Below are 23586 nucleotides of genomic sequence, written 5' to 3' on the forward strand. Positions count from 1 at the left end.
AACCAAAAAAATGACAAAATGGATGAAACTTGCAGAAAGAGTGCTCGATGGAGAGGAAGTTACAACATCAGAGGCCATTTCGATCTTAGAATGTCCAGATGACGATGTATTGTTATTGATGCATGGCGCTTTTAAAATAAGAAAGTACTATTATGGAAAAAAAGTAAAGCTTAATATGATTATTAATGCGAAGTCCGGGCTGTGCCCTGAAAATTGTGGCTATTGCTCTCAATCTTCCATTTCAACAGCACCCATTGAATCGTACATCATGATAAACAAAGATAAGCTTGTTGAAGGGGCGAAGCGCGCTCACAGCTTAAACATCGGAACATACTGTATTGTTGCCAGTGGCAGAGGTCCATCTAATCGTGATGTTGACCAGGTGTCTGAGGCAGTAAAAGAAATAAAAGAATCCTATGGACTAAAAGTATGCGCCTGCCTCGGATTATTAAAGCCGGAACAAGCGGAGCGACTAAAAGAAGCAGGCGTAGATCGCTATAATCATAATATCAATACTTCTGAGAGTAACCATCCAAACATTACAACTTCACATACATACGATGATCGAGTCAATACAGTGAAAACAGCTAAAAGTTCCGGGCTTTCTCCGTGTTCAGGAGTCATTGTAGGGATGAGGGAAACGAAGCAGGATGTAGTTGATATGGCACGCAGCTTAAAAGTACTGGACGCAGATTCAATACCGGTCAACTTTTTGCATGCGATTGACGGCACTCCGCTTGAAGGAGTAAAAGAGTTAACTCCGCTTTATTGCTTGAAAGTATTAGCGTTATTTCGTTTCATCAATCCAACCAAGGAAATTCGAATTTCAGGTGGGCGGGAAGTTAATCTTCGTTCATTACAGCCATTAGGGCTTTATGCAGCCAATTCAATCTTCGTCGGAGATTACTTAACAACTACGGGACAAGAAGAAAATAAGGACTATAAAATGCTGCTTGATTTAGGGTTTGAAATTGAGTCCGTAGAAGAAATGAAAGCTGGACTGGCAGTGGAGAATGATAAGTCAGTAAGGCAACCTTAATCTCAACTGCTCTTTGTTCAGACTGAATTGAACAAAGATTGCGTGCTTTTTGTCTTTAGTAATGGATTGGGAACCATAGGTTTTGCTAATCTTACAGTAATGTCAGACAGATATAAGCTTACAGGAGGGGCACTTACTCAAATAAAAAAATTCCTGTCCGTTCTTTAAGTACCAACATGGGCAAATGTGGTACGGCCTCTCCCTGATTAATTACCATGTACAGACCAGGGCTAAGTTTGCCCATTTTAGTTGGCGGCTTGACAGAGTTATGTGCTGAATTTATAAAAAGTTCTATGCGTTCGCAATTAGTTTTCTGGATTAGGATCGTTTTCATCCACACTATCATTGTCTGGATCTTCAAAAGGTTCTTCTACTTCTTCCTCAAACTCTTCTGCAGTATCTGGTTCAGCGTTACATCCAACCAACGCAGCAGATAAAAATACACCTGTTAGCATAAGAAGCCATTTTTTATTCATTGTTATTCTCCTTTCTTAGTATATTGACTTTTAAGCCTTCACTTATCATTTAACAGATAAAATTAATATATACAATTTTAAAGAGGGCTGAGGGAAGCCTGTTCAGCTTATTGCGTTTCTTTCTCGTACCTCATTACATCTAATGATTTATTTGGCATGCATTCAGCAAAAAGAACATCTTTTCTCATTGTGAAATGACTAAACCAGCTGTTCATTTGACAGCTATTGATAAGTATAGACTCAATTCTACGCAACTCCACTTCAATATTTCTGGCATACAGGGAATGTTTAAAACTTCAAAAAGAAATAATCCCGAAAACCCCTTTAGAATTAGAGAGGATAAAAAGGAAGAACTTGAACGGCTTTTTCTTTAAGAAGGGCTGAAATTTTACCTGCTGTCTTAAAGGATCTAAACGAAAAGTGGTTGCTTCCCAAAAAGTATTTACTAATAAATAATATAATGGGGAAAATAAGCGAGAAAATTTATGGAGAACTTAAGTTGATAAAATGCCAATATTAGATGTGAACGGCTGTAACTTGTACTATTCAGTGAAAGGTGAGGGGGTTCTCATTGTTTTTATTCATCCACCCGTCCTTACAAGTTTTAATTTCCACTATCAATTAGAAGAATTATCTCAATCATTTAAAGTCATTACTTTCGATATTAGAGGTCATGGGGAAAGTCAGTACTCAAAAAAAACTGTCACCTATCCCCTGATTGTAGAAGATATTAAACATCTTTTAGATCATCTGAACATAAATAAAGCCTTTATATGCGGATATTCGACTGGCGGCTCAATCGTATTGGAATATTTACTTAATTCCTCAGACCGGGCTCTTGGAGGCATTGTCATAGGTGGGATGTCTGAAGTAAACACATTCAATCTAAAGGGGAAAATTAATTTAGGAGCTTTTCTTGCAGCAAAAGGAGCCGTTCCTCTGCTTGCGTTCGCGATTTCATGGGGGAATTGCAATAAGCGAAAGCTGTTTCTAAAGCTGGATCAAGAAGCCCGAAAAGGAAATAAAAGAAATATCGAACAGTATTTCCGCTACAGTCTCCATTATAACTGTACCCGTCAACTGAATAAAATCGACCTTCCTATTTTGCTGGTCTATGGCAGTAAAGATAAATCATTTTATTCATATGCCAGAATACTGCATAAAAAATTACCCAGGAATAAATTAATATTCTTTAATGCAAAGCATCAAATCCCTACGAAAGCTGCAACTGAGTTAAATGAAATGATCAGTCAATTTGTCAAAACATAAATGGGGTTTGCGCTAATGGCGGTGAATGTAAAAAACTTCACCGCCAAAAGGGCAATATAAGCTCTTGTCGCCTAAAATACAAACAGAAAAAAGACTTTAATCATCTTTTCAGATGATTAAAGCTTTTTTCTGTTTGTGCTGGTTTAGTCCCAGTCTCATCATATGAATTAAATTAATCGTGCACCACCATCAATATCAACAACAGATCCAGTTGTAAAACCATTTTTTGCTAAGTAAACGTAAGATTGCGCGATGTCTTCAGGCTGTGCAATACGTTTTACAGGAAGCTGGTCAGCAATTCCTTTGAACATGCCTTCACGTTGATCTTCCGGCATTCCTGCGTATATCGGTGTATCTACAATACCTGGTGATACAACATTTACGCGCATTGGTGATAGCTCAATAGCCAGTCCTCTTACTAAACCATCAACCGCAGAATTAATTGCTGCTAATGTAGATGCTCCCTGAGGTGGGCGTTGACCATACACGCCTGATGTAAGCGTGATGGAACTCTCATCATTTAAGTAAGGGAGGGCGGCAAGAACCGTAGCATATTGACCCCAGAACTTACTGTCGAATGCTTCTTTCGCATTTTCAACCGGCAGCTCTTTAAATAGTCCCATGGTTCCTTCGCCAGCAGTTACTACCAAGTGATCAAAATTCCCTACATTCTTAAAGAAGTCAGCTACACTCTCGTCGTTACGAAAATCCAGCTCGTATCCTTCTACATCCTGACCCAGCAAATTCTTTGCCTCATCAAGCCTGGCAGAAGAACGGCTTGCAATTACTACTTGAGCAGATTCTTCTAAAAATGCTTTGGCAGTAGCCAGACCGATCCCTGAAGTACCACCGACGACAACAACGCGTTTTCCTTGTAATGACATGAAATAGCCTCCTGTATCATCAGTATTTTTAATTGACAACAAGATGTTTATTTCCGAAAAGGACCTGATTTATTCTTCAATTTATGCCTTTAATGCTTCTTGAACCAATTTTTTCAATGGTGTAGGTTGTCCGATAAGACTTGTTAAATCATTTGAAGTTTTATTCGTTTCCCCAGCTGCAATGGAATGGTAAATACCTGCAATTAGTTCAGCTACTGGGGCAGGTAATCCAACGTTGCCAAGATAATCCTTCATTTCATCAAAAGATACCTTTTTATGTGAAACTTGTTTACCTGAAACCTCGGAAACAACTTCAGCCAGCTCATCGAAAGTCCAAGGTGATGGATTGACAAGGTTGTATGATTTATTTTCATGTCCTTCTCCCGTTAATACAGCAGCAGCAGCTAATGCAAGATCTTCACGGCTTACGGCATTTAGCTTGCCATCACCTGTGTTTGTTACTAACTCACCAGTTGCTACTGATCCAGCTAAGCTTTCATCAATGAATACATCTGAATAAAGTGAATTACGTAAGAATGTATAGGGTACGCCAGTTGAACGAATCGCATACTCTGTTGCCATATGGACATAGGCAAGTTCGATTTGGGATGTTTCACCAAATGCATAACCTGTGTAAGCGATGTGTTTTACACCAGCATCTCGTGCAGCCTGGACAACATTTGCATGTTGACGGATACGAAGAGTATTATCAGAATCCGGTCCTGAAACAAAAAGAACTTTTGAAGCACCTTCAAACGATGATTTCATCGACTCATAGTCCATGTAATCACCATGACGGACTTCTACACCCAATTCGGCAAGCGCATTCGCTTTTTCTACATTACGAACGCTCGCAATAATTTCACTTGCAGGAATAGTTTTTAATAGTTCTTGAATAACACGGTTCCCATAATGACCTGTTGCACCAGTAATAACGATTGACATGTAAAATTCCTACCCTTCTATTTGCAGATTATTTCAAGAGGTCTTAGTGTAACCAGTATTGTTACAACTAGTATAAAAAAATAGCTCTAAATAGAGCCGGTCTTCTCTTTAAGTTCAGACACCAATTGTTTGAGTGTGACTTGATCCAATTCGTGCTCCATGGCAGATTGTGCCTGCAGCATCTTTGTCCGAAAAACAGACTCAATATTTGCGCCTACCGGACACCTTGGATTGGTTTCATCATGACAATTGAAAATATGTTCATGATCTGCAACTTCAACTGCTCTATACACATCCAGTAAAGTAATCTCATCAAGTTCCTTTTGTAAATAAGTACCTCCTGCACCGGCACGTACATGCACCAACCCGGCTTTCTTCAACATCCCAATAATACGGCGAATAATGACGGGGTTCGTATTGACGCTTTCAGCAATGAAATCAGAAGTACATGAAGTTGGACTTAATGCAACCAGCGATAAAATATGTACAGAGATGGAATAACGGCTGCTAAATTTTTTCATACAAGTCACCCTCTCGATGTAATCATTATAGTTACAACGGATAATGGAAGTCAAAGAATTAGCTTGAAGAGAAGGAAAGGGAAAGTTTTGAGAGTATTCAGGGTATTTTTCCGGACCAGTGGGATCTGATCAATATTATATTAATCATTTTATAACTTTGATATGAGCACCAAAAAGAATCTGTAAAAATGATCCCTGTTCGGAAGTTGAGAAAGATAATATTGCTTTTGTTCGAATACTAGACTGTTTGGCTTTAGGTAATAGAAAAAACACCCTCCGATTAACAGCACTAATTGGAGGGTGTTTTCACAATTATTCAGTTCTCAAACCACTGATCGTCTCAGATTCAACCACCTGTACAAATGATTCACCATTGTGTTCATAATTGATAATGATATGCCGGTCCGGATTCTCTTGAACGTCAGAAAGTAGAACTTCCAAAATAATTCTGCCATCGTCCGTCCACTCGAATCCTTCAATCTCCTCAGTCATCCCGATATCATCTCTTGCATAGACACCACTCTTTTTATCGGGAGCCGCCCCGAAAAATTCATAAGCGATTCTATCAATATCAAATGTGACTTCTTCATCATTCGCCTTCATTATCGTAACATCTTCGATGGTTACGCCCTCAGCCCCCTCGAGACTTGTAGGAACCACAATGAAATAAGACTCCCCATTTTCAAATTCAGATGTAGAAATATTGGCGATTGAGAGATCAATCCTGTTCGATTCTTCCGTTGGTGAGCAACCGGTCGACAGTAAAATCGCAACGAAGAATATAAATAGTTTTCGAATTTAATTATCCTTCTTCCTCGAAGTATACTGATACACAGGCCCTACCAACTCAAACTCATAACTCTCACTATTCACCTTCCCAAGAATCTGCTCACTATCATAAAGCTCTAACATAAACCCAGCCATCTCTTTCGCAGTATGGAATTTCTGCACGTTGTCACTGTAACTGAACTCATCAATCTCCCGTGCAGTCTTCACGAATTCGGTTTCTGTCATAGAAGGTGCCAGTATTTTAACTTTCAGGGCAGCTCCGTTATCCTGTAGCTCCTGGGCAAGTCCTTCTGTAAATGCGCTTACGTAAAACTTAGTCGCAGCGTATGTAACTGCATTTGGGACAATTCTGTAGCCTAAATCTGATGACACATTGATCAGCTGTGTGCCTTCCTGATTAGCATAATCATGTGCATAAAGGGTGGATAGGGTAGTGAGTGCTTCAGCATTTACACGAAGCATCTTTTCAGTTTTCTTTACATCCTGTTCAGCGACTGCCGAGCTGTTTCCAAAGCCGGCGTTGTTCACGAAGGTTTCAATGTCGTATTCTTTAAGACTCTCGTATAACGCATGAACCTGGTCGCTTTCAGAAAGGTCTGTTGGTCTAATGATGACGTCGAGATCAGCGTTCATACTTTGAATTTTTTCTTTAAGATTATTGAGCTCAGCTTCCCGTCTTGCCACAAGAATCAGGTTTTTGTCGCGGGATGCAAAAGCGAGTGCAGCTTCGTAGCCAATTCCCGAGCTTGCGCCTGTGATCACTGTATACTTCATCTGAATCCCTCCATTGAAATGTATTATGATGCTTCTCTTATCGTACTGTTAAGATTAACCAGAAAGCAAATGATGTGCAGGTGATATGATGTTTTTGAACACCACTGTTTCACCAGTTGAATAGCTGAATAGAAGAAGTATTTTCGCATAAGGAGACGAATGTCATGTCATCGTTTCATGAGAATCATCTGAAAAAAGTGGTGAACATCCCTAACCCGCTGTATCAATCAATACAGGGAAGGTACTTTGTCGGACAGACGGAGCATATGCGTCTGGGTAAAGGGAAGAATAGGTGGGGCGGATAGATTAATCCGTCAATTTATCTTTCCGCCGGGTGGATCATATATTGTCTTTCTGGTTTCACAAAATAATGAAATGATCCAGGCGGAAGTTGCGTTCGGCTGGTTTGAAAAAAGGTCAGCCACATTATAGGCTGACCTTTTTCAAATGAATTGAAGCAGTTAGCTGCTCAATGAACTGAAGGGATTCACTGATGATTTTTTCGTTATCATAATCCATCGAAGCTACATGATAAGAGTTCGTTAATACATGCTTGGATCTCAGTTCTGACTGAACAGCCTGAAGGATGTAATCAGTGTTTTCAGGCGGTACGACATGATCGGTTGTGGATTGGAAGCATGTGATGGGGCAGTGGACGAACGACAGTCTTTTCTTCACCATTTCCATACCGTCGAACAATTGATGATAAGCATGCGCAGGTACTTTTGTATAAGTGATTTCTGCAGCATCCGGATTTTTAATATCGGGTGTCCCTTCCTGTATATACTCAGCCGGTGAAAGGTTCTGATAGGAAGCAATCGCCGGAATATGCATCGCAGGATTGATCAGTAATACGCCGTCAATATCCCTGTAATGGCTTGCAAGGTTCAGCGTCAGTGTACCGCCCATCGATTGACCGATTACATAAATGGTTGTACATCGCTCTTTCAATTCAAGATAAGCTTTTTCAAGGGTTAGATACCACTCAGAAAACAAACAGTTGGCAAGATCCTGATCGTGCGTGCCGTGGCCAGTAAGCCTTGGCGCTGAGACAGTATATCCTTCTCTGGCAAAAGCTTCACCTATGTACTTCACGCTCTGGGGCGTTCCGATAAATCCGTGACACAGCAGTATACCAATCTCACTGCCTTCATAGTAAAACGCTTCTGCACCTGGGATGACTGGGTATGCTTCCTTCATCGAATGCTCCTTCCAGAATTTGAACTTCTACTGATTTTAAAATGAATTTCGTCTCACTTACTATTAGTGGTATTTAACAACATTAATTCCTATCTGTCAACTAGGAATTAAAAGGCGACCATCGCTTACTTATGTAAATCTGTTACAAGCTTAATAAAATCAATGCCTGATTTCCGGCGGCAAACGTATAGATTCTTATTATAATAGAGATAACAATACGAACAGAATGAGGTGTTCAGATGGTGACTGACGACAGGAAAAAAGAATTCTATGAGGCGTTACTTGAGAAAGATTCAGCTTATGAAGGCTTATTCTTTGTTGGGGTTAAGAGTACAGGCATTTTTTGCCGGCCGACTTGTCCTGCGAGGAAGCCGAAGTTTGAGAACTGTGAGTTTTACCATACAGCAGAAGAGGCGCTGCTGGCTTCATTCCGTCCATGTAAAAGATGTACGCCGCTTTCTCATCCGAACCAGGTGTCTGAGCTTGTGCAGATATTGGTTCAGGCTGTGGAGGAAAACCCGGAGAAAAAGTGGAGGGAGCAGGACTTCAAGGAGCTGGCAGTTGATGAGTCAACAGCGCGCCGCCAATTTAAAAAACGCTTCGGCATGACGTTTGTACAGTATGCCCGTGCGAGAAGAATGGGACTTGCGATGAAGGAAATCAGATCCGGCAAGCCGGTCATTGACGCCCAGCTGTCTTCAGGCTATGAATCGGGCAGCGGTTTCAGAGATGCATTTTCAAAAATTATGAGAGATGCGCCTGCATCCATTCAGGAAGATCATAGTCTGAAAGCATTCTGGATCGATACGAGAGTCGGGCCCATGATTGCCATTGCAGATGAAGCTGCATTATTTCTTCTGGAGTTCGTGGATCGACGCGGTCTTGAGAAAGAAGTTGAAGTACTCAGAAGAAAAACTCGTTCAGCGATCATACCGGGTAAAACGGGACCCATTGAATCCATTGAAAGAGAGCTGGACCTTTATTTTAAAGGGGAACTGACGGAATTTCACACACCAGTCAGGCTGATCGGCACACCTTTTCAGCTGAAGGTGTGGGACAAGCTGAAGGAAATCCCTTCAGGCGAAACAAGGTCTTATACTGATGTTGCACGCGATATCGGGCAGCCCACTGCTGTACGCGCAGTTGCAAGAGCCAACGGTGCCAATCAGCTCGCACTCGTGATTCCCTGCCACCGGGTCATCCTCAGTGACGGCTCAACCGGCGGATATGGCGGAGGCACTGTCAGGAAGAAATGGCTGTTAGAGCTGGAGAGTAAAAGTGTCTGTGAGAGTAAATGAATATGATTTATTCAAAGAAGGTAAAGTGCGGTTGTGCTTTAGCTTCTTTTTGTTGTGGGTGGAAACGTCCTGTAAGTTATTGTGCAGGTGGAAGGGGTATGGATTGATAAACGTTTAGACAGAGAAACTTCGGCAAAATTGACTAAAAAGGGGGACTCACATCAATTGAAAAACACCTTAATTACCTCATTGACTGCACTCCTATTCATCGCAGGCTGCTCATTAAACGATCAGGTTAAAGAAGGGTCTGTGCCTGAACAGGATATAGAAGTCATCGCAGAAAACCTTGAGATCCCATGGTCCATTGATCAGCTGAATGAGACGATGTATGTCACTGAAAGAACCGGCAGTATTGTAAAAGTTGAAGAAGGGCAGACAGAGCGGCAGAGCGTAGAGCTGGAAGAAGAAATCTCAACTGCTTCAGAAGCAGGGTTGCTTGGATTTGTGCTTACCCCTGACTTTCAGGAATCGAATACGGCTTTTGCCTACTATACGTATGAGGGAGAGGATGGACGATTCAATCGTATCGTCACACTTCAGTTAGAGGATGATGTCTGGAAGGAAGAAGATGTCCTGCTTGATCAGATTCCAAGCGGTAACGTCCATCACGGCGGCAGGCTGAAAATCGGTCCGGATGATAAACTGTACGCAGCGACAGGAGATGCTTCTGACGCTGACATCGCGCAGGAACTCGATTCACTTGGCGGTAAAATTCTGAGACTGAACCTTGATGGCTCTATCCCGGATGATAACCCAATAGCAGACTCATATGTGTACAGCTACGGCCACCGGAACCCCCAGGGCATGACCTGGTCACCTGATGGCACGATGTATGCAAGTGAGCACGGAAATAGCGCAAACGATGAAATCAACATCATAGAAGCCGGACAGAACTATGGCTGGCCTGTCATTGAAGGAAATGAAGAACAGGATGACATGATTTCACCGCTGTTTACTTCCGGAGATGATGCGACCTGGGCACCGTCTGGTATAGGCTATTATGAAGGAAAGTTATATGTCGCAGCTTTAAGAGGAACGGCTATCCTGGAATTTGACCTTGAAACGAACGAACAGCAAACGCTCGTATCGGGTTTTGGCAGAATCCGTAACCTCTTCATCGAAGGAGATACGCTTTACTTCGTTAGTAATAATACTGATGGGAGAGGAAACCCTGAGGAGAATGATGATAAGTTGTATAGGGTTTCGCTTAATGGAGAATGAAATTTAAGTCCATTCGTTTATAAAGTTACGATGTAAAGGGTCAGTCACTCGGTAAGGTATAATCCTTACCGGGTGACTGACCCTTTGATTATTCACAAACAAGTATCTCTCTTGAAAACGCAGAGGCTTTTCCTTTTTTAGCAATGCAGCGATCTTTGACGGTGAAGCCTGCCTGGGTGATCATATGATCGATGTTTTCGATGGTAACCACCACGAGTTTTTTGGTAAAGTGACGTGCATGTTTAAGAATGACGAGCTGATCTTCGGGTGTTGCATTGGTGTAGAGGTTATAAGGCAGGTCGATGATTGTGGCATCGTAATGTTCCTGAACGTCAGCGATGGCGCCGAGTGTGACGTTACCTGTGAGACCAAAATGTTGAATGTTTTCACGGGAGCCCTGTACGACTAGCGGGTTGATGTCCCGGCCATCGATGTTGATACCCATTGACAGTGCTTCGACCAGGACAGTGCCAATGCCGCAGCATGGATCAATCGCTTTTTTACCTGCCGGTTCCGGGACAGCGATATTGGCAATGGCCCGCGCTGTGCGGGTGCTGAGAGCGGTTGAGTATTCACGTGGTTTTTTGACATGCTTCAGCCAGACGGATTCGGCTTTCTTGTAAATCCCGAGATACCAGCGACCCTCATATGGGACCAGGCCGAATATGATGTCCGGGTCACGCATGTCGAGCTGTCCGGTAATGTGCATCCCGGTATCACGTTCGATTTGTCTTTTTTCATCATATTCCACTTTGTCTGGACCGGTTTGGTCATTGATCTTCACAAAGAGAACTTTAAACGTCTCATCCTGGAGATTGATCAGGTGTAATTGGCTGTAAAGGTCCTGAAGGTCATTGCCTTCAAAGAGCACCTCAATGTGCTCTTTTATAAACGGGCTTCTGCCTGGGTCGAAGTCGACGTCAGTTTTAAGAATTTTCCCTTGTGTATGTGTGTCGAAAAGTGCACGCATTTCCATATGACAAAGCGGTGCGTCTTCACTGTTATAGGCATAGGTGTAGATGTACTGGCTTTTTTGTATACGTTGATTCAACAGAATATCCAACTTTCTTAATCACTTATTGTATGTATTCAGTATAGCAGGAGTTGTTTGAATGATTAACCAGGAAAAAGTTGATAAGGTCAGTATTTCAGCTACTCTAACATTTGAGATTCTTTTTCTTTCATAAAATTATATTTGTCACATCACTAATCCCACAATCTCCTGTATAGTTGAAGTATAATACTGGAAACACGTTTGTTAAAAGGAGCTGTCACATGAGCATTAAACAAAAATTAATCCTAATCGCTCTCATCACCATTACATCTCTTATGGGCTATGAAGTATTCAGAAGAGAACTCTGGTCATTAAAAATATCTGCATTTTTTATTTTCTTATTTGGGTTAATTGCTATTGTTCTACTTTTTATGGGAAATCATCGTAAAAATAAAGCGCAATAACATATGTATGAATGACGTATGAATAAAGTAAACGCTACAAACAACCAAGGGGGAGTTCACATGCGTAACATCATCCTATCAACCGAAAGCGGCGCCGATCTGCCGAAGGATCTAGTTGAAAAATACAACCTGCAAGTCGTTCCCATGCACATCATTATGGACGAAAAAGATTATCTGGACGGCACTTTACCAGTTAAGGACATCTATGACTACTATGACCGCACGAAGAAAATACCCTCCACCACTGCCACGAACATTCACGAGTACCAGGAGTTTTTCACATCAATCAAAGAACAGTACCCTGACAGCACCATCGTACATATCGGCTATACATCACAGGCATCCTCATCCTTTCAAAACGCAGTCATCGCTGCAGAAGAATTCGAAGACCTCCACCTGATCGACGCGCTAAACGTAACAGGAGGATTAGCAGCAGTTGTCTTATATGCCGCTGACTGTCTCGAAAAAGAACCTGACATCGAACCAGCAACCTTAATCGAAAAAATAGAAGCAGTCGTCCCAAAATCAAAACTCGCCTTCATCCCAGGCAGCCTCGAATTCCTAAAAGCAGGAGGCCGCGTCAGCAACATGGCTTCCCTGATAGGCGCACTGCTGAAAATCAAGCCTTGCATAGAATTAAAGGATGGAAAGCTCATCTCTACAAAGAAATACCGCGGGAAAATGAGCGGGGCGACTGAGAAGCTTTTTAGTGATTACTTAAAAGAATTCGATATTGATCGGGAGCAGCTATATCTTATTTATTCAATTGGTCTTGATGAAGGGATCAAGCAGCGGATGGATGAGGTTGCGAAGGAGAATGGGTTTCAGAACGTGAGATGGATTCAGGCTGGGGGAATGATTTCGACTCATTCGGGACCTGGGGGATTTGGGGTTGCGGGGTTGGAGAAATATACTTAATTTAAGACAAGAATGATTTCGTATAGACCCTTTTAATAATTACTAACTCCAAGTTTTTGGCTAGATGGTGAAACTTAACACTCTATAAATCGTGGTTATGATCAAAGGAAAATTCTTTCTGGAGGGGAAAATATGGATATCAGTATTATCGTAGCCATATTTGTAATTTTTATAGCTGTTATGGGTGCCGGTTTTTATAAAAAGAAGAAATGACATTACGCGTATTCTTAACAAACTACTTATCTATATTGATTTTGATCACTCAATACAGAGGGAGTACTTTATCCCTTAATTCCAAAGAAACAAAGGCAGGCACCTGAACTGCACCTCAATTATTAAATGTGTCTAGCCACTGAGATACAGTTCAGGAATGTCATCGCTTTATCAATAGGATTATTACGGTACCCGCTCCCTCACACTCTCCACTGCATCGTTAATCGGTTCAACATCAATCATCTCTATTGGTTCATTTGACAGTCCATAAGCAGATTTCAGTTCAATAATACGTTCGACACTCTCATTGATTCTCTCTTCAGTAATCTCACCGTTTTCAACAGCTGCTTTCAACCGATTGACTACAGTTGGAATGAGCTCAGGGTTATGAGCGACAAGCAGCAGATCACCGCCGGCTTTTACAGTTTGAACAGCTGCCTCCTCCACACTGTAATTGTTTGTGATCGCACCCATTGTTAAGTCATCAGTAATGACCACCCCGTTAAAATTCAGATCCTCACGAAGGATATCTGTGATCACTGCTTTGGACATAGATGCAGGGTACTCGCTATCAATCTCTGGCAGAAGGATATGTGCAACCATGGTTACATCAGCATTTTCAGAGATTGCTGTTTTAAATGGAATCAGCTCAAGTGATGCGAGTTCATCATAGCTTTTATCGACCAGCGGGAGTGACAGATGCGAATCTTCGCTTGTGTCACCATGACCGGGGAAATGCTTGATCACAGAAATCACCCCTTCATCCTCAATGCCTTTCATCGTATGGATGCCAAGCTGTGAGACAATATCCGGATTGCTGCCAAATGAGCGGTTGCCGATAACAGGGTTATTCGGATTGCTGTTCACATCCAGTACAGGGGCAAAGGTCAGATTGAAGCCAAGTGCCTTCATTTGCTGCCCGAGAATCGTTCCAACTTTGTAGGACAGCTCAGGATCATTTATCCTTCCAATTGAGAGGCTGGCTGGCAGACTTCGGATCTCATCAGGCATTCGGGTTACACTTCCGCCTTCTTCATCCACACCCAGTAAAAGAGGATAGGGGTTATCAGCATTTGCTTCTTTCATCCCGTTCAAAAAACTGACGGTCTGCGCTGTATTATCAACGTTATTACCAAACAGGATAATCCCGCCAACATGATACTGCTTAATCACACCAGTTGTTTCATCAGTCATTTGTGTTCCGTTGACCCCGCTGAAAATCATCTGTCCGATTTTTTCATCCAGAGACATCTGATCAATTGCAGCGATGTCTTCAATGACTGCCGCCTCCTGAGAATTTAAGGCCTCGTCAGCATTCTCAGGAATTGAATCTTTGTCTTCATCCATCTGCCCGGACGATGAATCAGCCTGCTGGCCCTGAGTTTCTCTGTCGGTATGAATAAAAAAGTAAGCTGATACCCAAGCAAGTATAGCGATGAATAACATGATTGATAGACGCTTTAACATGATATTTCCTCCCAATAACTGTGAAGCACTTTTCTTTTTAGAATTCAGCTTCAGAAAAATGTAAAAATAATAAATCGTATCTATACATATACCCAGTTAAAAGAAGTTTATAATACGAATGAAGGAGATTTTAGTCGATATAGGAGGGGGAAAGCACTGAATGTCTGATCAGCACGAAGAAAAACTAACCGGAGGCAACCTCTCTCACGTAACCCGCGTGGGAAATACTGTCCGGAGAGAACTAAAGCCTGGCAGCGACCAGGTTCACAGGTTATTGCAGCATCTAAGTGAGAAAAGATTTGAATACGCACCGGAATTCTTAGGGATTGATGAAAAGAATAGAGAAGTATTGTCTTTTATAGAAGGAGAAGCCGGAAATTATCCGCTAAAAGCATATATGTGGTCAGATGAAGCGTTGACAGGAATTGCGAAGCTGCTGCGTCAATATCATGATGCTGTGAGTGATTTTCCTGACATGATCGGGTGGACACCAATGGATCTGACACCCGATCCTATCGAAGTGATCTGTCACAATGATTTTGCGATTTATAACATCATTTTTAATGAGAAAATGCCAGTTGGAATTATAGACTTTGACGTTGCTGCGCCTGGTCCAAGACTCTGGGACATCGCCTATACGCTCTATACCTGCGTACCGTTAAGCAGACATTTCTTCTCTGAAAAAGGTGATCAGGTGAATTACAACTCAATGCGTGATGCAGAACGCATAAAGCGGAGAGTGGCGTTGTTTTTTGAATCCTACGGGATTGCTGGCATGGAGAAAGGATATCTGGATATGGTTTTGCTGCGACTTGAAGGATTGTGTCATTACATGAAAAGAAAAGCCGCTGAGGGGGATATTGCTTTTCAAAAAATGATTGAAGTAGGACATTTTGAACACTATCAAAGGGATATTGAATTCATTCGTGAGCATGGGAAGGAATGGATCTGAGGGGCTGCCCGGTGAATTGGAATTTCCAAATTCTGATTGTCTAACTAGGATCGTTGATTTAAGATAGATGAAGAATGAAAAAATTGGAGGATGGCATAATGAGCTCAGTTTCACTGAAAGAACGGATCCACACACTGGATATTATACGTGGATTTGCGCTGTTTGGGATTTTGATTGCGAATATGATTGCGTTTAAAACACCTGTTTTTACAGAAGTCAGGGATATGATAGAGGGGGCGAGCTTGCCGGATGGCGGAATGAACGCTGCGCTGACACTCATGACTGCGTTTTTTGTGGATGGAAAGTTTTATCCGATGTTTTCGATGCTGTTTGGTCTGGGGTTTTATATTTTTTACAGCCGTCTGATGAAGCGGGGATTACCGGCAAAGAAAATGTTTATGCGCCGTCTGGTATTTCTACTGCTGATTGGACTTGTCCATCTGATATTTATCTGGTCGGGGGATATCTTACATACATATGCGATTACAGGGTTTTTGCTTCCGTTATTTATTGAGCGGTCTTCCAAAACAATTAAGATCTGGGTGATCTCACTGTTTGCTTTAGGTGCTTTTATGATGACCGCACTGATGCTAATGAGCAGTGTCGGGATGAATATGATGGTCAGCGGTGAAATGGAGACGCTTGAAAACCTGAATAGCTCTGCTGATCTTGCCGCTTCAGTGATGGCGAACGGGAGCTTTGGAGAGATTCTGGCTTTCCGTTTTACAAATGAAGTCGTTTTGATTTTATTACAGGTGCTGTTTTTAGTGCCGACAATTTTACCGTTATTTCTGATCGGCCTGTATCTGGGGAAAACAGGTATGTTTACGGAGATCGAGCACAATATTAAGCGCTGGAAAAAGGTAATGTGGCTTGGCCTCCTTGTTGGTGCGCCTCTTGTAGGGCTGTCTGTAGCGATTGGCTACAATGTATTTGACTGGGCGCCTTATTTAACAATACCGCTTGCTGAAGGCCTGAATGCTCTTGGCGGACCACTCCTCATGCTGTTCTATGTGGCTGCAATTGTCTTAGTTACAAGAAAATCATCTGTTGAAAAGATGCTGATGCCATTTGCCTCAGTTGGCCGGATGGCATTGACGAATTACTTAATGCAGTCAATCATCGCAGTGATCATTTTTAACGGCTACGGCTTTGGGTTATTCGGTCAGGTATCAAAAAGCCAGGGCGTACTGATTGCGATCGCGATCTACAGTGTGCAGGTTGTGTTGAGTCACATGCTGCTGAAGCGATACAAACAGGGGCCGATGGAGTTCGTGTGGAGAAAGTGGACGTATTCGGGTGAAAAGAAGCATTCGAAGGCGGCGTGAATAGAGATAGAGGGGCCTTATTCCATAGAATAAGGCCTTTTTCAATTGCGATCATGAACACTAAATTCAATCTCTGCTCTTATATTATACTCTATATCTTCACCCGGGCCTTCGTTATCCGGGACATTAAAATCTGCAATACCAGTCACGACATAATGTCCCTCCGGAAACTTCTGATCCGTAAACTGCTCCAGAAATGCTTTATATTCCTCTTCATCATTGTAATTGTAAGTGATTTGGCCACCACTATATTCTTCACGGAGCGGCTCTCCTCTCGTTAGTGTTGTAAACACCAAGGGTTCATGCATAAAGTACTCGATTTCGTAATTCCTCGTCTTCTCAACCATTGGAAAAGAGAACGGAGAAGCTGCATGCGTAATTTCAATCTCTTCCTGATCATCTGTATACTCTAATTCAGCATATATGGTTACTGGTTCGTCATTACCGTATGCTGCTTTTTCTGTAGAAAGCCGATAGATAAAGTCTCCGTCGATGACTTCAGCTTCCGTTTCATAATCAACCTGATTGTTTTGTTGGCAACCGGATAAGCCCACTAGTAAAAACATCAAGGCTGAAATTAAACTCAGCTTTTTCAATAGAATCCCTCCTCCCTTTATGAATTTGACGAAATTGGAAAGTATTAGTTTCAAAGGGTTGATCAGCATCATGTGAGAACTGGACTATAATTAGAAAAAAATAACATGTGCGTATAGAAAGAAAATGAGAATTTCTGTACCATATAGATACAGGGTTCCTACTCCAAGAGTTAAATGGAAGCAATATGATGTTATGACTTACTACCGATCAAATAGAGGAGGGGTTATCAATTAAATCAAAATACTTCATCACGATTGCAGCAGTAGTGATCTTAATGACTGCAGGGTATTTTATAGCGAATAACATTCAGGCTGGTTCACAGGAAAACCATCAAATGAACCAACCTGCAAAAAGCTTCTCAGAAATGCCACCCGAACTTTCGAATGCCATACCAAATTCCGTAAAGAGTAAGCTCAAAGTGCCTGCATACCTGCCATTCAAAGTAGAAAAAGTTCATGGTCAGGTGGAGGTTCGTGTAAAAGATGCCAATCAATTGAAAGAATCAGCTGAAAAGAATGAATCTGCGTCCAATTCAATTGATACAACGCAATTGGCTGAAGACGAGCTTGCGATTGAACAATTCTTCTATGGAAACAATATTCATATGTATCTGCTGGTCGAACCTGGTGGAATAGATGTTGAATATGCGAACGAATCTGACGTCCAACAGCTTACATTATCAGATGGTTCAACAGCTGCCTACATAGATTATGGTTTTTCACAAATGATCAACTGGCTGGATGAAGAGACTGGATATCATTATTCCATGGACGTGATTCATGAAAATGAAGAGCAGAATAATCGTTTGACTGAGGAGGATCTGGTGAAGATGGTTGAATCATTGGAGGTACCGAAATACTAAAATACTTACCTGTCCTGTAAACGATTTTAAATGTATATTTAGATGCATAAACCGAATACCTATATATGACTTCTGAATTTTAATTGATTTGTAGTAGATATTCATAAGTGTGTATAGGAGAGGTAAGTTTTCTAATAAAAAAATTTCTCCCTGTCCTGAAAACGATTTTGAACATTCACTACAAATGTATATTCAGAAGTATAAAACCAATGATTCTATAAGACTCCTGAATTTTAATTGATTTGTAGTAAATATTCATAAGTGTTTCTAGGACAGGGAGTTTTTCAACGTCATTTTTTTAGGGTTGATTGCAACCGCTCAAATCATTTTTTACAACATCAATTTATAAAAAACAGGATGCTCATGATAGCTGAGCATTCTGTTTTTATTACATACTTTTATCTATCTTTTTCTTTCTTCTGCCGACCTCCTGATTAGCGGACCGGAAGAAGGAATATCCCATTAATAATATGACAACTGAAAATGGAAACGCTGCAATAATCAATACATTCTGCAGACCTTGTGTGCCGCCAAAGTAGACAATAATAGCAGCCATTGAAGAAAGTGAAAGTCCCCAGAGAATCTTAACAGGGCCTTCCGGATTCATGGAGCCGGATGTAGATAACATCCCGAGTACAAATGTAGCAGAATCCGCTGATGTAATGAAAAAGATTGCAATTACCACGATTGTCAGTAATGACATGAGTGTGCCAAGTGGATAATGCTGCAGTGTTGCAAATGTAGCCGTTTCAATTGGGAATGACGAAATCTTTTCGATTCCAAGCTGTTCCAGATTGATTGCTGAGACACCAAACACTGAGAAAAAGATAAAGCAAACGATTGCAGGTACAAATAAAACACCAAGCATGAACTCTTTCACAGTACGGCCTTTTGAAATTCTGGCAATGAAAATACCAACAAACGGTGACCAGGAAATCCACCAGGCCCAGTAGAATATCGTCCAGGCTTTAATCCAGGATTGATTTTCTTCATTAAGAGGTGCAACTCTTAAGCTCATATCAAAAAAGTTTGCAATATAACCTCCAAGAGAATCTGTAAACATATTGAATATGTATAACGTTGGACCGACAATCAATAAAATGATCATTAATAAAAACCCAAGAAACATGTTTATGTTACTAAGATATTTGATTCCTCTACTGACACCAGACCATGCTGAGAAAATAAATAGAGCTGTAGAAATCGCTAAAATGATTAATTGAACTGTAAAATTACTTGGTGTATTAAATAAAAATGCCAGTCCCTCATTGATTTGAGCGGATCCAAACCCAAGTGTTGCAGCGACGCCGACAACTGTTGCTACAACTGCAAGCGTATCAATAATCGTTCCGGGCATACCGTTCATTCTTTTTTCTCCAAAGACAGGTATGAGCGTGGCACTGATCAGTCCGGGATATCCTTTGTGAAACTTGAAATAAGCAAGTACAAGCGCGACGATCGCATAGACAGCCCATGCGTGAACACCCCAGTGGAAAAACGAAAATTGAAGCGCTTCTTTGATTGCCTGACTGCTGCCTTCTTCAGAAATCGGACTTGAAGTAAAAGCGTGAGAGATCGGTTCAGCTGTAGTCCAGAACACAAGTCCCATCCCCATCCCCGCACTAAAAAGCATCGCAAACCATGTAGAAAGCTTAAATTCAGGCTGATCATCAGACTTCCCTAATTTAATATTTCCAAACCGTGAAAATATTAAATACACACAAAAAATCAGCATGATCATAACAATTAATAAGTAATACCATCCAAACCAATTAGATAAAAATCCTGTTACTTCTGCTGTTATTGTTTGAAGATTCACCGGTGCGAGTACACCCCATAATACAACAATCAGACACACGCCTAATCCATACCAAAAAACTGTTGAAACACTTCTCATAAATTCACCTCTTATTAAATTTCTATAGCCATGATTGGCACAATATCATGGTTATAGACCAATGATACTATTACATACCCTAATGACCAGTTGCAAATCCTATATAAACTATACCCAAAGGACATATCTATATACCAAAATAAGATATACATTCTCTTAGAACGATTTTGAATGTCCGATATTATTTTATATTTTAAAGTGTAAAATGAATGATTTTATATAACTTATGAATTTCAATTAATTTGTAGTAGTTGTTCATTGAATTCCTCCCTGTCCTGAAAACGATTCTGAACATTCGAAAGTGTGTCTAGGACAGGGAGTTTTTCAATTAGATCAGGAAGATTTTGTAGGGAAGGAGACAAGATCATGAATAAAATTATGCTAATCGTGATTAATGTTATTACAGGCTTATTTGTAGGGATTAACACTTTAATTGGTTACGGTCTTAGCGGTATTGGAGAAGGTTCCACTAATAACATTAGAATATTTATGCTGATGGTTATTTGGGTTGTAGGTTTGATTTTACAATTGACACTAGCAAATAAATTGATTGGATTAGTTATTACTTTCATACCGGTTATTTTTTTAATCCTCCTTTATACTGCTGCTTATCTTGATTGGGGTTAGAGTATCAGATTTGCAACATCAATTCATTTTAAGACCTTATGATCTAAAAACCTCTCTGTCCCGAACACTAATATAAATACACATAAATGTGTCGAGGACAGGGAGTTTTTCTAATCCACGCTTATAAAGTCTGATCCTTAAGCCTTCTTATTTTTAAAACTACTTTTACAACAGCAATGGCCATAATGGCAATCACAATGACATACATCCATTTGAGAGCGGTAAAAAACACTGATTCACTGTCATTGATAAATACAGTGATTGAGAGAAGTAGCAGCGCGACCATTGAGATATAAAGTGTGGTTAATAACCCGCTATATTTTTGGATCTTAGACGCCTGATCAGAATAGATGTCCGGGGCAGCTGAATTGTTTTCAGCAGATCTGAAATAATGCCAGCCTGAAAATTGTGCGACGTGTTCCCATCCGGCATCCTCATAGATCGCGATGTATTCATCCAAGTCTTCATTCGTAGTAGATTTATAATCCAGCCGGTAAATGGCATCTTCAGGTGTGATCTGTTCGAATGTATAACGAAACGATTTATAGCTTTTTAACTTCCATCCTTCATTTGACATCTTTCTCAGCCAGATTTCTTCCTCTTCATCCTGCCAGGCCCAGAAAATCCTGGTGACTTTTTTCTCCATTTTATTTCTCCTCCAGTCTTTTAATAACATCCTCACCTACTTGTACAAGATGAGTCAGCCGCCGGTATTCAAGCCTAATCACTTCCTGTCCAAGTCCGGTCAACGTATAAAGTTTTCTTCTGTCTCCTGTATCTCCATCCACTTTTTTAATCAGCTTTTGTTTTTCAAGCTTATTTAGCGCACTATACAGCGTCCCCGGCCCAATCTTGACATCTCCTGCACTCACCTGCTCCACTTTCTGCATAATGCCATAGCCATGCAAAGGGTGTTCAAGGGCAATCAGTGTATAAAAGGTTGTATGGGTAAGAGGTAAGAATGAAGAGGCCTCAGTACTTTTCATGATTGATCACTCCTGACATTCCAATTATATATCGTGTGGCGATATATCGTATGACGATATAATAAATGAATTTGATAATAAATGCAAGGGTGGTTCGGGAAAATAATTCAGACTGAAGTTAGTGATTGCTAATCATTTGACTATCTTCATTGAGGGTTCATAAAAGTGATAAGGACATATAAAATGAAAAATTCTGAATAATAGATTGTGTCTCTGGTGCTTATTTGAAATAATTGGTATAGAGATATCGGATGAACAAATATACATACGAGGTGTTTGAATGAAAGTTGAGGATATTGCTTTAGGTTATTGATTTTTTCATTAAGGGGGGAATTCGGTGAAAAAGATAACTATATTCATTTCGCTTGTTGTTTTTTCTATATTATTCGCTACTGGATGCTCATCTGCAGATATTGAAAAAATTGACGTTTATGAAATGGAAAGCTTCTCGATTATCAAAGAGGACTCATTGACTTCTTATACAGACTCGAAAGACGTTAATATATTTATTAAAGTATTCAATAACGCCAAAAAAGAACCAGGAATCGTTGATATAGCTGACCCGGAATACCAAGTTCAAATTGGTGAAGAATCTTATTACCTTTGGATAAAGGAAGAACAAGGAACAATTATGAATGTAAATGATACTCATACCATTTATAGCCTTTCAAAAAATTCAGTAGAAAAAGTTTACGATTTATTAAATTAACGGATGCTTAATCTACTTTGTGAAAAGGGGATTTTTTTGAAATTAACAATCACACTTCTGCGTTTTGTCTATCTTCCTTTAGCAGGTCTTTTCATTCTCCCTGTGTCTTATTGGTTTGCAACTGGCTTTATTGGTGAATATGGACCTGAAACGCCTAATATTATTTTTCCACTCTGGCTTATCCCTGGCGTAGTGTTCCTTCTGGGAGTAGTCATACAATGTTGGAGGAAATATTTTTGGATAGGAATAGGCATTACTGTGATTTCGTTTATTCTCTTCATTGCAGATTTCATTCCTTACGGAGCAATTGAGCTCTTATAACATGCAAGAAAAGAGGAGGCTGGTAATAGTTCACTGTCCAGAACCTATTTCTGACTATTTAAGTCAGTTGCATAAGAATAATTAAAAAGTTAGCGTTTAAAGCACTCTATAGAAGAATATCCGAATAGATAATTATGGTGTAAATATTCATAAATTTGTCGAGGACATGGAGATTTTCTCCGGGGTTTTCTCCATGAGTTGGGATCTGCAGTATGTGATGCGAATTTAATTACTGCATCAGGAATAGCGCCTCTGGAATTTGCCGCGGAAGTACTGAAAAAAATAGATGTATTTACAGCAGATACATTACAGTCATGGTATAACCTGAATAAAACTCATAAACCGGAATACTTTTTTCAGTTAATGAATTCGGTCAGTAGATGAAGTAAGTGAAAAGCTCAATTGAAATATACACTCCTCTGATTGGCATTCACTGATCAGGGGAGTTTATGTCTTAAAAGCTTTTTTCAGGACTACATGTTGTGCTTAAAACAAGTTTCTATCACGCTACATCTTATCAGGGATATCTGGTAAGATAAATTAACAAATATGTTAAGTTAACAGAATTGACGTCAGGGGAGCTGGAAAGAAAATTAAATGCACTGGATCCTTATAAAATTTGGACATGGGACAGCAGTAGCCGCAAGTCATATCAGGGCTTTACTAAAAAGCAATTACCTATGTGGCATAAATATCGAGTTGAATTATACCCACATTTTGGACAGCCTTCAGGTATTTTAGATGAATACGGACATCAGCAGCAATTTCCTGCTGCTTTCAGAAAGACAAGGGATTCTTTTCTTCCAAAAGGGATTGTAAAAATCATAGATTAAAG

The 23586-nt window shown here is 40.5% G+C and carries 27 protein-coding genes and 1 pseudogene; 15 read left to right on the plus strand and 13 right to left on the minus strand.

Annotation, left to right across the window (positions count from 1 at the left end):
• The first annotated feature begins 10 nt into the window (after positions 1–10).
• Positions 11–1039 (plus strand): biotin synthase BioB, encoded by a 1029-nt coding sequence (bioB, locus tag KP77_RS05495; RefSeq protein ID WP_041121681.1) that lies wholly within the window; start codon positions 11–13, stop codon positions 1037–1039.
• A 305-nt stretch (positions 1040–1344) separates the two neighbouring features.
• On the opposite strand, the gene KP77_RS18100 is transcribed toward bioB, so the two are convergent.
• Positions 1345–1515 carry a hypothetical protein gene (locus KP77_RS18100; protein WP_160289506.1) on the minus strand — a complete coding sequence of 57 codons (171 nt, stop codon included), beginning with the start codon at positions 1513–1515 and terminating at the stop codon, positions 1345–1347.
• Positions 1516–2022: 507 nt separating this feature from the next.
• Here KP77_RS18100 and KP77_RS05500 point away from each other — a divergent pair.
• Positions 2023–2784, plus strand: coding sequence for an alpha/beta fold hydrolase (locus KP77_RS05500; protein WP_041121682.1), 762 nt, complete (start codon positions 2023–2025; stop codon positions 2782–2784).
• Between the two features lie 167 nt (positions 2785–2951).
• Here KP77_RS05500 and KP77_RS05505 read toward each other — a convergent pair whose 3' ends face one another.
• The 5 genes from KP77_RS05505 to KP77_RS05525 all read right to left on the minus strand — a co-directional run bounded on the left by KP77_RS05505 (position 2952) and on the right by KP77_RS05525 (position 6697).
• Positions 2952–3668 (minus strand): SDR family oxidoreductase, encoded by a 717-nt coding sequence (locus KP77_RS05505; RefSeq protein ID WP_041121683.1) that lies wholly within the window; start codon positions 3666–3668, stop codon positions 2952–2954.
• 81 nt (positions 3669–3749) lie between these two features.
• Positions 3750–4613: an SDR family oxidoreductase gene (locus KP77_RS05510; RefSeq protein ID WP_039807404.1), complete on the minus strand. Its 864-nt coding sequence runs from the start codon at positions 4611–4613 to the stop codon at positions 3750–3752.
• An 86-nt stretch (positions 4614–4699) separates the two neighbouring features.
• Entirely contained in the window at positions 4700–5134 is a 435-nt protein-coding gene (locus tag KP77_RS05515; protein ID WP_041121684.1) for an Rrf2 family transcriptional regulator, read from the minus strand.
• Between the two features lie 312 nt (positions 5135–5446).
• Positions 5447–5794, minus strand: a complete 348-nt coding sequence (locus KP77_RS05520) for a hypothetical protein (RefSeq protein WP_152614674.1) — start codon at positions 5792–5794, stop codon at positions 5447–5449.
• Between the two features lie 138 nt (positions 5795–5932).
• Complete coding sequence (locus KP77_RS05525; protein ID WP_041121686.1) at positions 5933–6697, minus strand: SDR family NAD(P)-dependent oxidoreductase; 765 nt, start codon at positions 6695–6697, stop codon at positions 5933–5935.
• A 164-nt stretch (positions 6698–6861) separates the two neighbouring features.
• On the opposite strand from KP77_RS05525, the gene KP77_RS18365 reads away from it, so the two are divergent.
• Entirely contained in the window at positions 6862–7002 is a 141-nt protein-coding gene (locus KP77_RS18365) for a DUF6143 family protein (protein ID WP_235420673.1), read from the plus strand.
• Positions 7003–7123: 121 nt separating this feature from the next.
• Here KP77_RS18365 and KP77_RS05530 read toward each other — a convergent pair whose 3' ends face one another.
• The gene (locus tag KP77_RS05530) at positions 7124–7897 is read right to left on the minus strand and encodes an alpha/beta hydrolase (protein WP_041121687.1); all 774 of its coding nucleotides are present in this window, start codon (positions 7895–7897) and stop codon (positions 7124–7126) included.
• A gap of 239 nt (positions 7898–8136) precedes the next feature.
• Between KP77_RS05530 and KP77_RS05535 the strand changes: the two genes are divergently transcribed.
• Positions 8137–9195: a bifunctional transcriptional activator/DNA repair enzyme AdaA gene (locus tag KP77_RS05535; protein WP_041121688.1), complete on the plus strand. Its 1059-nt coding sequence runs from the start codon at positions 8137–8139 to the stop codon at positions 9193–9195.
• A 165-nt stretch (positions 9196–9360) separates the two neighbouring features.
• Positions 9361–10416, plus strand: a complete 1056-nt coding sequence (locus KP77_RS05540) for a PQQ-dependent sugar dehydrogenase (protein ID WP_041121689.1) — start codon at positions 9361–9363, stop codon at positions 10414–10416.
• Between the two features lie 88 nt (positions 10417–10504).
• Here the strand turns inward: KP77_RS05540 and KP77_RS05545 are convergent, their stop codons facing one another.
• A complete protein-coding gene (locus tag KP77_RS05545) occupies positions 10505–11467 on the minus strand; it encodes a TRM11 family SAM-dependent methyltransferase (protein WP_041121895.1) in 963 nt (320 codons plus the stop codon).
• Positions 11468–11691: 224 nt separating this feature from the next.
• On the opposite strand from KP77_RS05545, the gene KP77_RS05550 reads away from it, so the two are divergent.
• Positions 11692–11874, plus strand: a complete 183-nt coding sequence (locus KP77_RS05550) for a hypothetical protein (RefSeq protein WP_041121690.1) — start codon at positions 11692–11694, stop codon at positions 11872–11874.
• 60 nt (positions 11875–11934) lie between these two features.
• Positions 11935–12792 (plus strand): DegV family protein, encoded by an 858-nt coding sequence (locus tag KP77_RS05555; protein WP_041121691.1) that lies wholly within the window; start codon positions 11935–11937, stop codon positions 12790–12792.
• A 396-nt stretch (positions 12793–13188) separates the two neighbouring features.
• Here the strand turns inward: KP77_RS05555 and nagZ are convergent, their stop codons facing one another.
• Positions 13189–14472, minus strand: a complete 1284-nt coding sequence (gene nagZ, locus KP77_RS05560; RefSeq protein ID WP_200889050.1) for a beta-N-acetylhexosaminidase — start codon at positions 14470–14472, stop codon at positions 13189–13191.
• A 160-nt stretch (positions 14473–14632) separates the two neighbouring features.
• Between nagZ and KP77_RS05565 the strand changes: the two genes are divergently transcribed.
• Both KP77_RS05565 and KP77_RS05570 read left to right on the plus strand, forming a co-directional pair.
• Positions 14633–15424: a phosphotransferase gene (locus KP77_RS05565; RefSeq protein ID WP_041121692.1), complete on the plus strand. Its 792-nt coding sequence runs from the start codon at positions 14633–14635 to the stop codon at positions 15422–15424.
• Positions 15425–15522: 98 nt separating this feature from the next.
• Complete coding sequence (locus KP77_RS05570) at positions 15523–16752, plus strand: DUF418 domain-containing protein (protein WP_041121693.1); 1230 nt, start codon at positions 15523–15525, stop codon at positions 16750–16752.
• Between the two features lie 41 nt (positions 16753–16793).
• Here the strand turns inward: KP77_RS05570 and KP77_RS05575 are convergent, their stop codons facing one another.
• The gene (locus KP77_RS05575) at positions 16794–17348 is read right to left on the minus strand and encodes a hypothetical protein (protein ID WP_041121694.1); all 555 of its coding nucleotides are present in this window, start codon (positions 17346–17348) and stop codon (positions 16794–16796) included.
• 275 nt (positions 17349–17623) lie between these two features.
• On the opposite strand from KP77_RS05575, the gene KP77_RS05580 reads away from it, so the two are divergent.
• Positions 17624–18211: a hypothetical protein gene (locus KP77_RS05580; protein ID WP_041121695.1), complete on the plus strand. Its 588-nt coding sequence runs from the start codon at positions 17624–17626 to the stop codon at positions 18209–18211.
• A 388-nt stretch (positions 18212–18599) separates the two neighbouring features.
• On the opposite strand, the gene KP77_RS05585 is transcribed toward KP77_RS05580, so the two are convergent.
• Positions 18600–20108, minus strand: a complete 1509-nt coding sequence (locus KP77_RS05585; protein WP_041121696.1) for a BCCT family transporter — start codon at positions 20106–20108, stop codon at positions 18600–18602.
• A 366-nt stretch (positions 20109–20474) separates the two neighbouring features.
• Here KP77_RS05585 and KP77_RS05590 point away from each other — a divergent pair, with 366 nt between their 5' ends.
• Positions 20475–20735, plus strand: coding sequence for a hypothetical protein (locus KP77_RS05590; protein ID WP_041121697.1), 261 nt, complete (start codon positions 20475–20477; stop codon positions 20733–20735).
• A 121-nt stretch (positions 20736–20856) separates the two neighbouring features.
• Here the strand turns inward: KP77_RS05590 and KP77_RS05595 are convergent, their stop codons facing one another.
• Both KP77_RS05595 and KP77_RS05600 read right to left on the minus strand, forming a co-directional pair.
• Positions 20857–21381 carry a DUF2812 domain-containing protein gene (locus KP77_RS05595; protein ID WP_041121698.1) on the minus strand — a complete coding sequence of 175 codons (525 nt, stop codon included), beginning with the start codon at positions 21379–21381 and terminating at the stop codon, positions 20857–20859.
• Between the two features lies 1 nt (position 21382).
• Positions 21383–21721, minus strand: a complete 339-nt coding sequence (locus tag KP77_RS05600; protein ID WP_041121699.1) for a PadR family transcriptional regulator — start codon at positions 21719–21721, stop codon at positions 21383–21385.
• A 337-nt stretch (positions 21722–22058) separates the two neighbouring features.
• Between KP77_RS05600 and KP77_RS05605 the strand changes: the two genes are divergently transcribed.
• The 4 genes and pseudogenes from KP77_RS05605 to KP77_RS18625 all read left to right on the plus strand — a co-directional run bounded on the left by KP77_RS05605 (position 22059) and on the right by KP77_RS18625 (position 23584).
• On the plus strand, positions 22059–22430 hold the full coding sequence (locus KP77_RS05605) for a hypothetical protein (RefSeq protein ID WP_041121700.1): 372 nt from the start codon (positions 22059–22061) through the stop codon (positions 22428–22430).
• A gap of 36 nt (positions 22431–22466) precedes the next feature.
• The gene (locus KP77_RS05610; protein ID WP_041121701.1) at positions 22467–22751 is read left to right on the plus strand and encodes a hypothetical protein; all 285 of its coding nucleotides are present in this window, start codon (positions 22467–22469) and stop codon (positions 22749–22751) included.
• A gap of 192 nt (positions 22752–22943) precedes the next feature.
• A pseudogene (locus KP77_RS05615) lies at positions 22944–23135 on the plus strand (glutamine amidotransferase); the annotation flags it as partial.
• A 182-nt stretch (positions 23136–23317) separates the two neighbouring features.
• Positions 23318–23584 (plus strand): DUF6932 family protein, encoded by a 267-nt coding sequence (locus tag KP77_RS18625; RefSeq protein ID WP_052473986.1) that lies wholly within the window; start codon positions 23318–23320, stop codon positions 23582–23584.
• Positions 23585–23586 lie beyond the last annotated feature (2 nt).

This window comes from Jeotgalibacillus alimentarius, from assembly GCF_000829445.1.
Lineage (GTDB): Bacteria > Bacillota > Bacilli > Bacillales > Jeotgalibacillaceae > Jeotgalibacillus > Jeotgalibacillus alimentarius.

Excerpts from the sequence above, each read along its gene's own strand:
- bioB (WP_041121681.1), top strand. The coding sequence starts at position 11 with ATGACAAAATGGATGAAACTTGCAGAAAGAGTGCTCGATGGAGAGGAA.
- KP77_RS18100 (WP_160289506.1), bottom strand. The coding sequence starts at position 1,515 with ATGAATAAAAAATGGCTTCTTATGCTAACAGGTGTATTTTTATCTGCT.
- KP77_RS05500 (WP_041121682.1), top strand. The coding sequence starts at position 2,023 with ATGCCAATATTAGATGTGAACGGCTGTAACTTGTACTATTCAGTGAAA.
- KP77_RS05505 (WP_041121683.1), bottom strand. The coding sequence starts at position 3,668 with ATGTCATTACAAGGAAAACGCGTTGTTGTCGTCGGTGGTACTTCAGGG.
- KP77_RS05510 (WP_039807404.1), bottom strand. The coding sequence starts at position 4,613 with ATGTCAATCGTTATTACTGGTGCAACAGGTCATTATGGGAACCGTGTT.
- KP77_RS05515 (WP_041121684.1), bottom strand. The coding sequence starts at position 5,134 with ATGAAAAAATTTAGCAGCCGTTATTCCATCTCTGTACATATTTTATCG.
- KP77_RS05525 (WP_041121686.1), bottom strand. The coding sequence starts at position 6,697 with ATGAAGTATACAGTGATCACAGGCGCAAGCTCGGGAATTGGCTACGAA.
- KP77_RS18365 (WP_235420673.1), top strand. The coding sequence starts at position 6,862 with ATGTCATCGTTTCATGAGAATCATCTGAAAAAAGTGGTGAACATCCCT.
- KP77_RS05530 (WP_041121687.1), bottom strand. The coding sequence starts at position 7,897 with ATGAAGGAAGCATACCCAGTCATCCCAGGTGCAGAAGCGTTTTACTAT.
- KP77_RS05535 (WP_041121688.1), top strand. The coding sequence starts at position 8,137 with ATGGTGACTGACGACAGGAAAAAAGAATTCTATGAGGCGTTACTTGAG.
- KP77_RS05550 (WP_041121690.1), top strand. The coding sequence starts at position 11,692 with ATGAGCATTAAACAAAAATTAATCCTAATCGCTCTCATCACCATTACA.
- KP77_RS05555 (WP_041121691.1), top strand. The coding sequence starts at position 11,935 with ATGCGTAACATCATCCTATCAACCGAAAGCGGCGCCGATCTGCCGAAG.
- nagZ (WP_200889050.1), bottom strand. The coding sequence starts at position 14,472 with ATGTTAAAGCGTCTATCAATCATGTTATTCATCGCTATACTTGCTTGG.
- KP77_RS05565 (WP_041121692.1), top strand. The coding sequence starts at position 14,633 with ATGTCTGATCAGCACGAAGAAAAACTAACCGGAGGCAACCTCTCTCAC.
- KP77_RS05570 (WP_041121693.1), top strand. The coding sequence starts at position 15,523 with ATGAGCTCAGTTTCACTGAAAGAACGGATCCACACACTGGATATTATA.
- KP77_RS05580 (WP_041121695.1), top strand. The coding sequence starts at position 17,624 with ATGACTGCAGGGTATTTTATAGCGAATAACATTCAGGCTGGTTCACAG.
- KP77_RS05585 (WP_041121696.1), bottom strand. The coding sequence starts at position 20,108 with ATGAGAAGTGTTTCAACAGTTTTTTGGTATGGATTAGGCGTGTGTCTG.
- KP77_RS05590 (WP_041121697.1), top strand. The coding sequence starts at position 20,475 with ATGAATAAAATTATGCTAATCGTGATTAATGTTATTACAGGCTTATTT.
- KP77_RS05595 (WP_041121698.1), bottom strand. The coding sequence starts at position 21,381 with ATGGAGAAAAAAGTCACCAGGATTTTCTGGGCCTGGCAGGATGAAGAG.
- KP77_RS05600 (WP_041121699.1), bottom strand. The coding sequence starts at position 21,721 with ATGAAAAGTACTGAGGCCTCTTCATTCTTACCTCTTACCCATACAACC.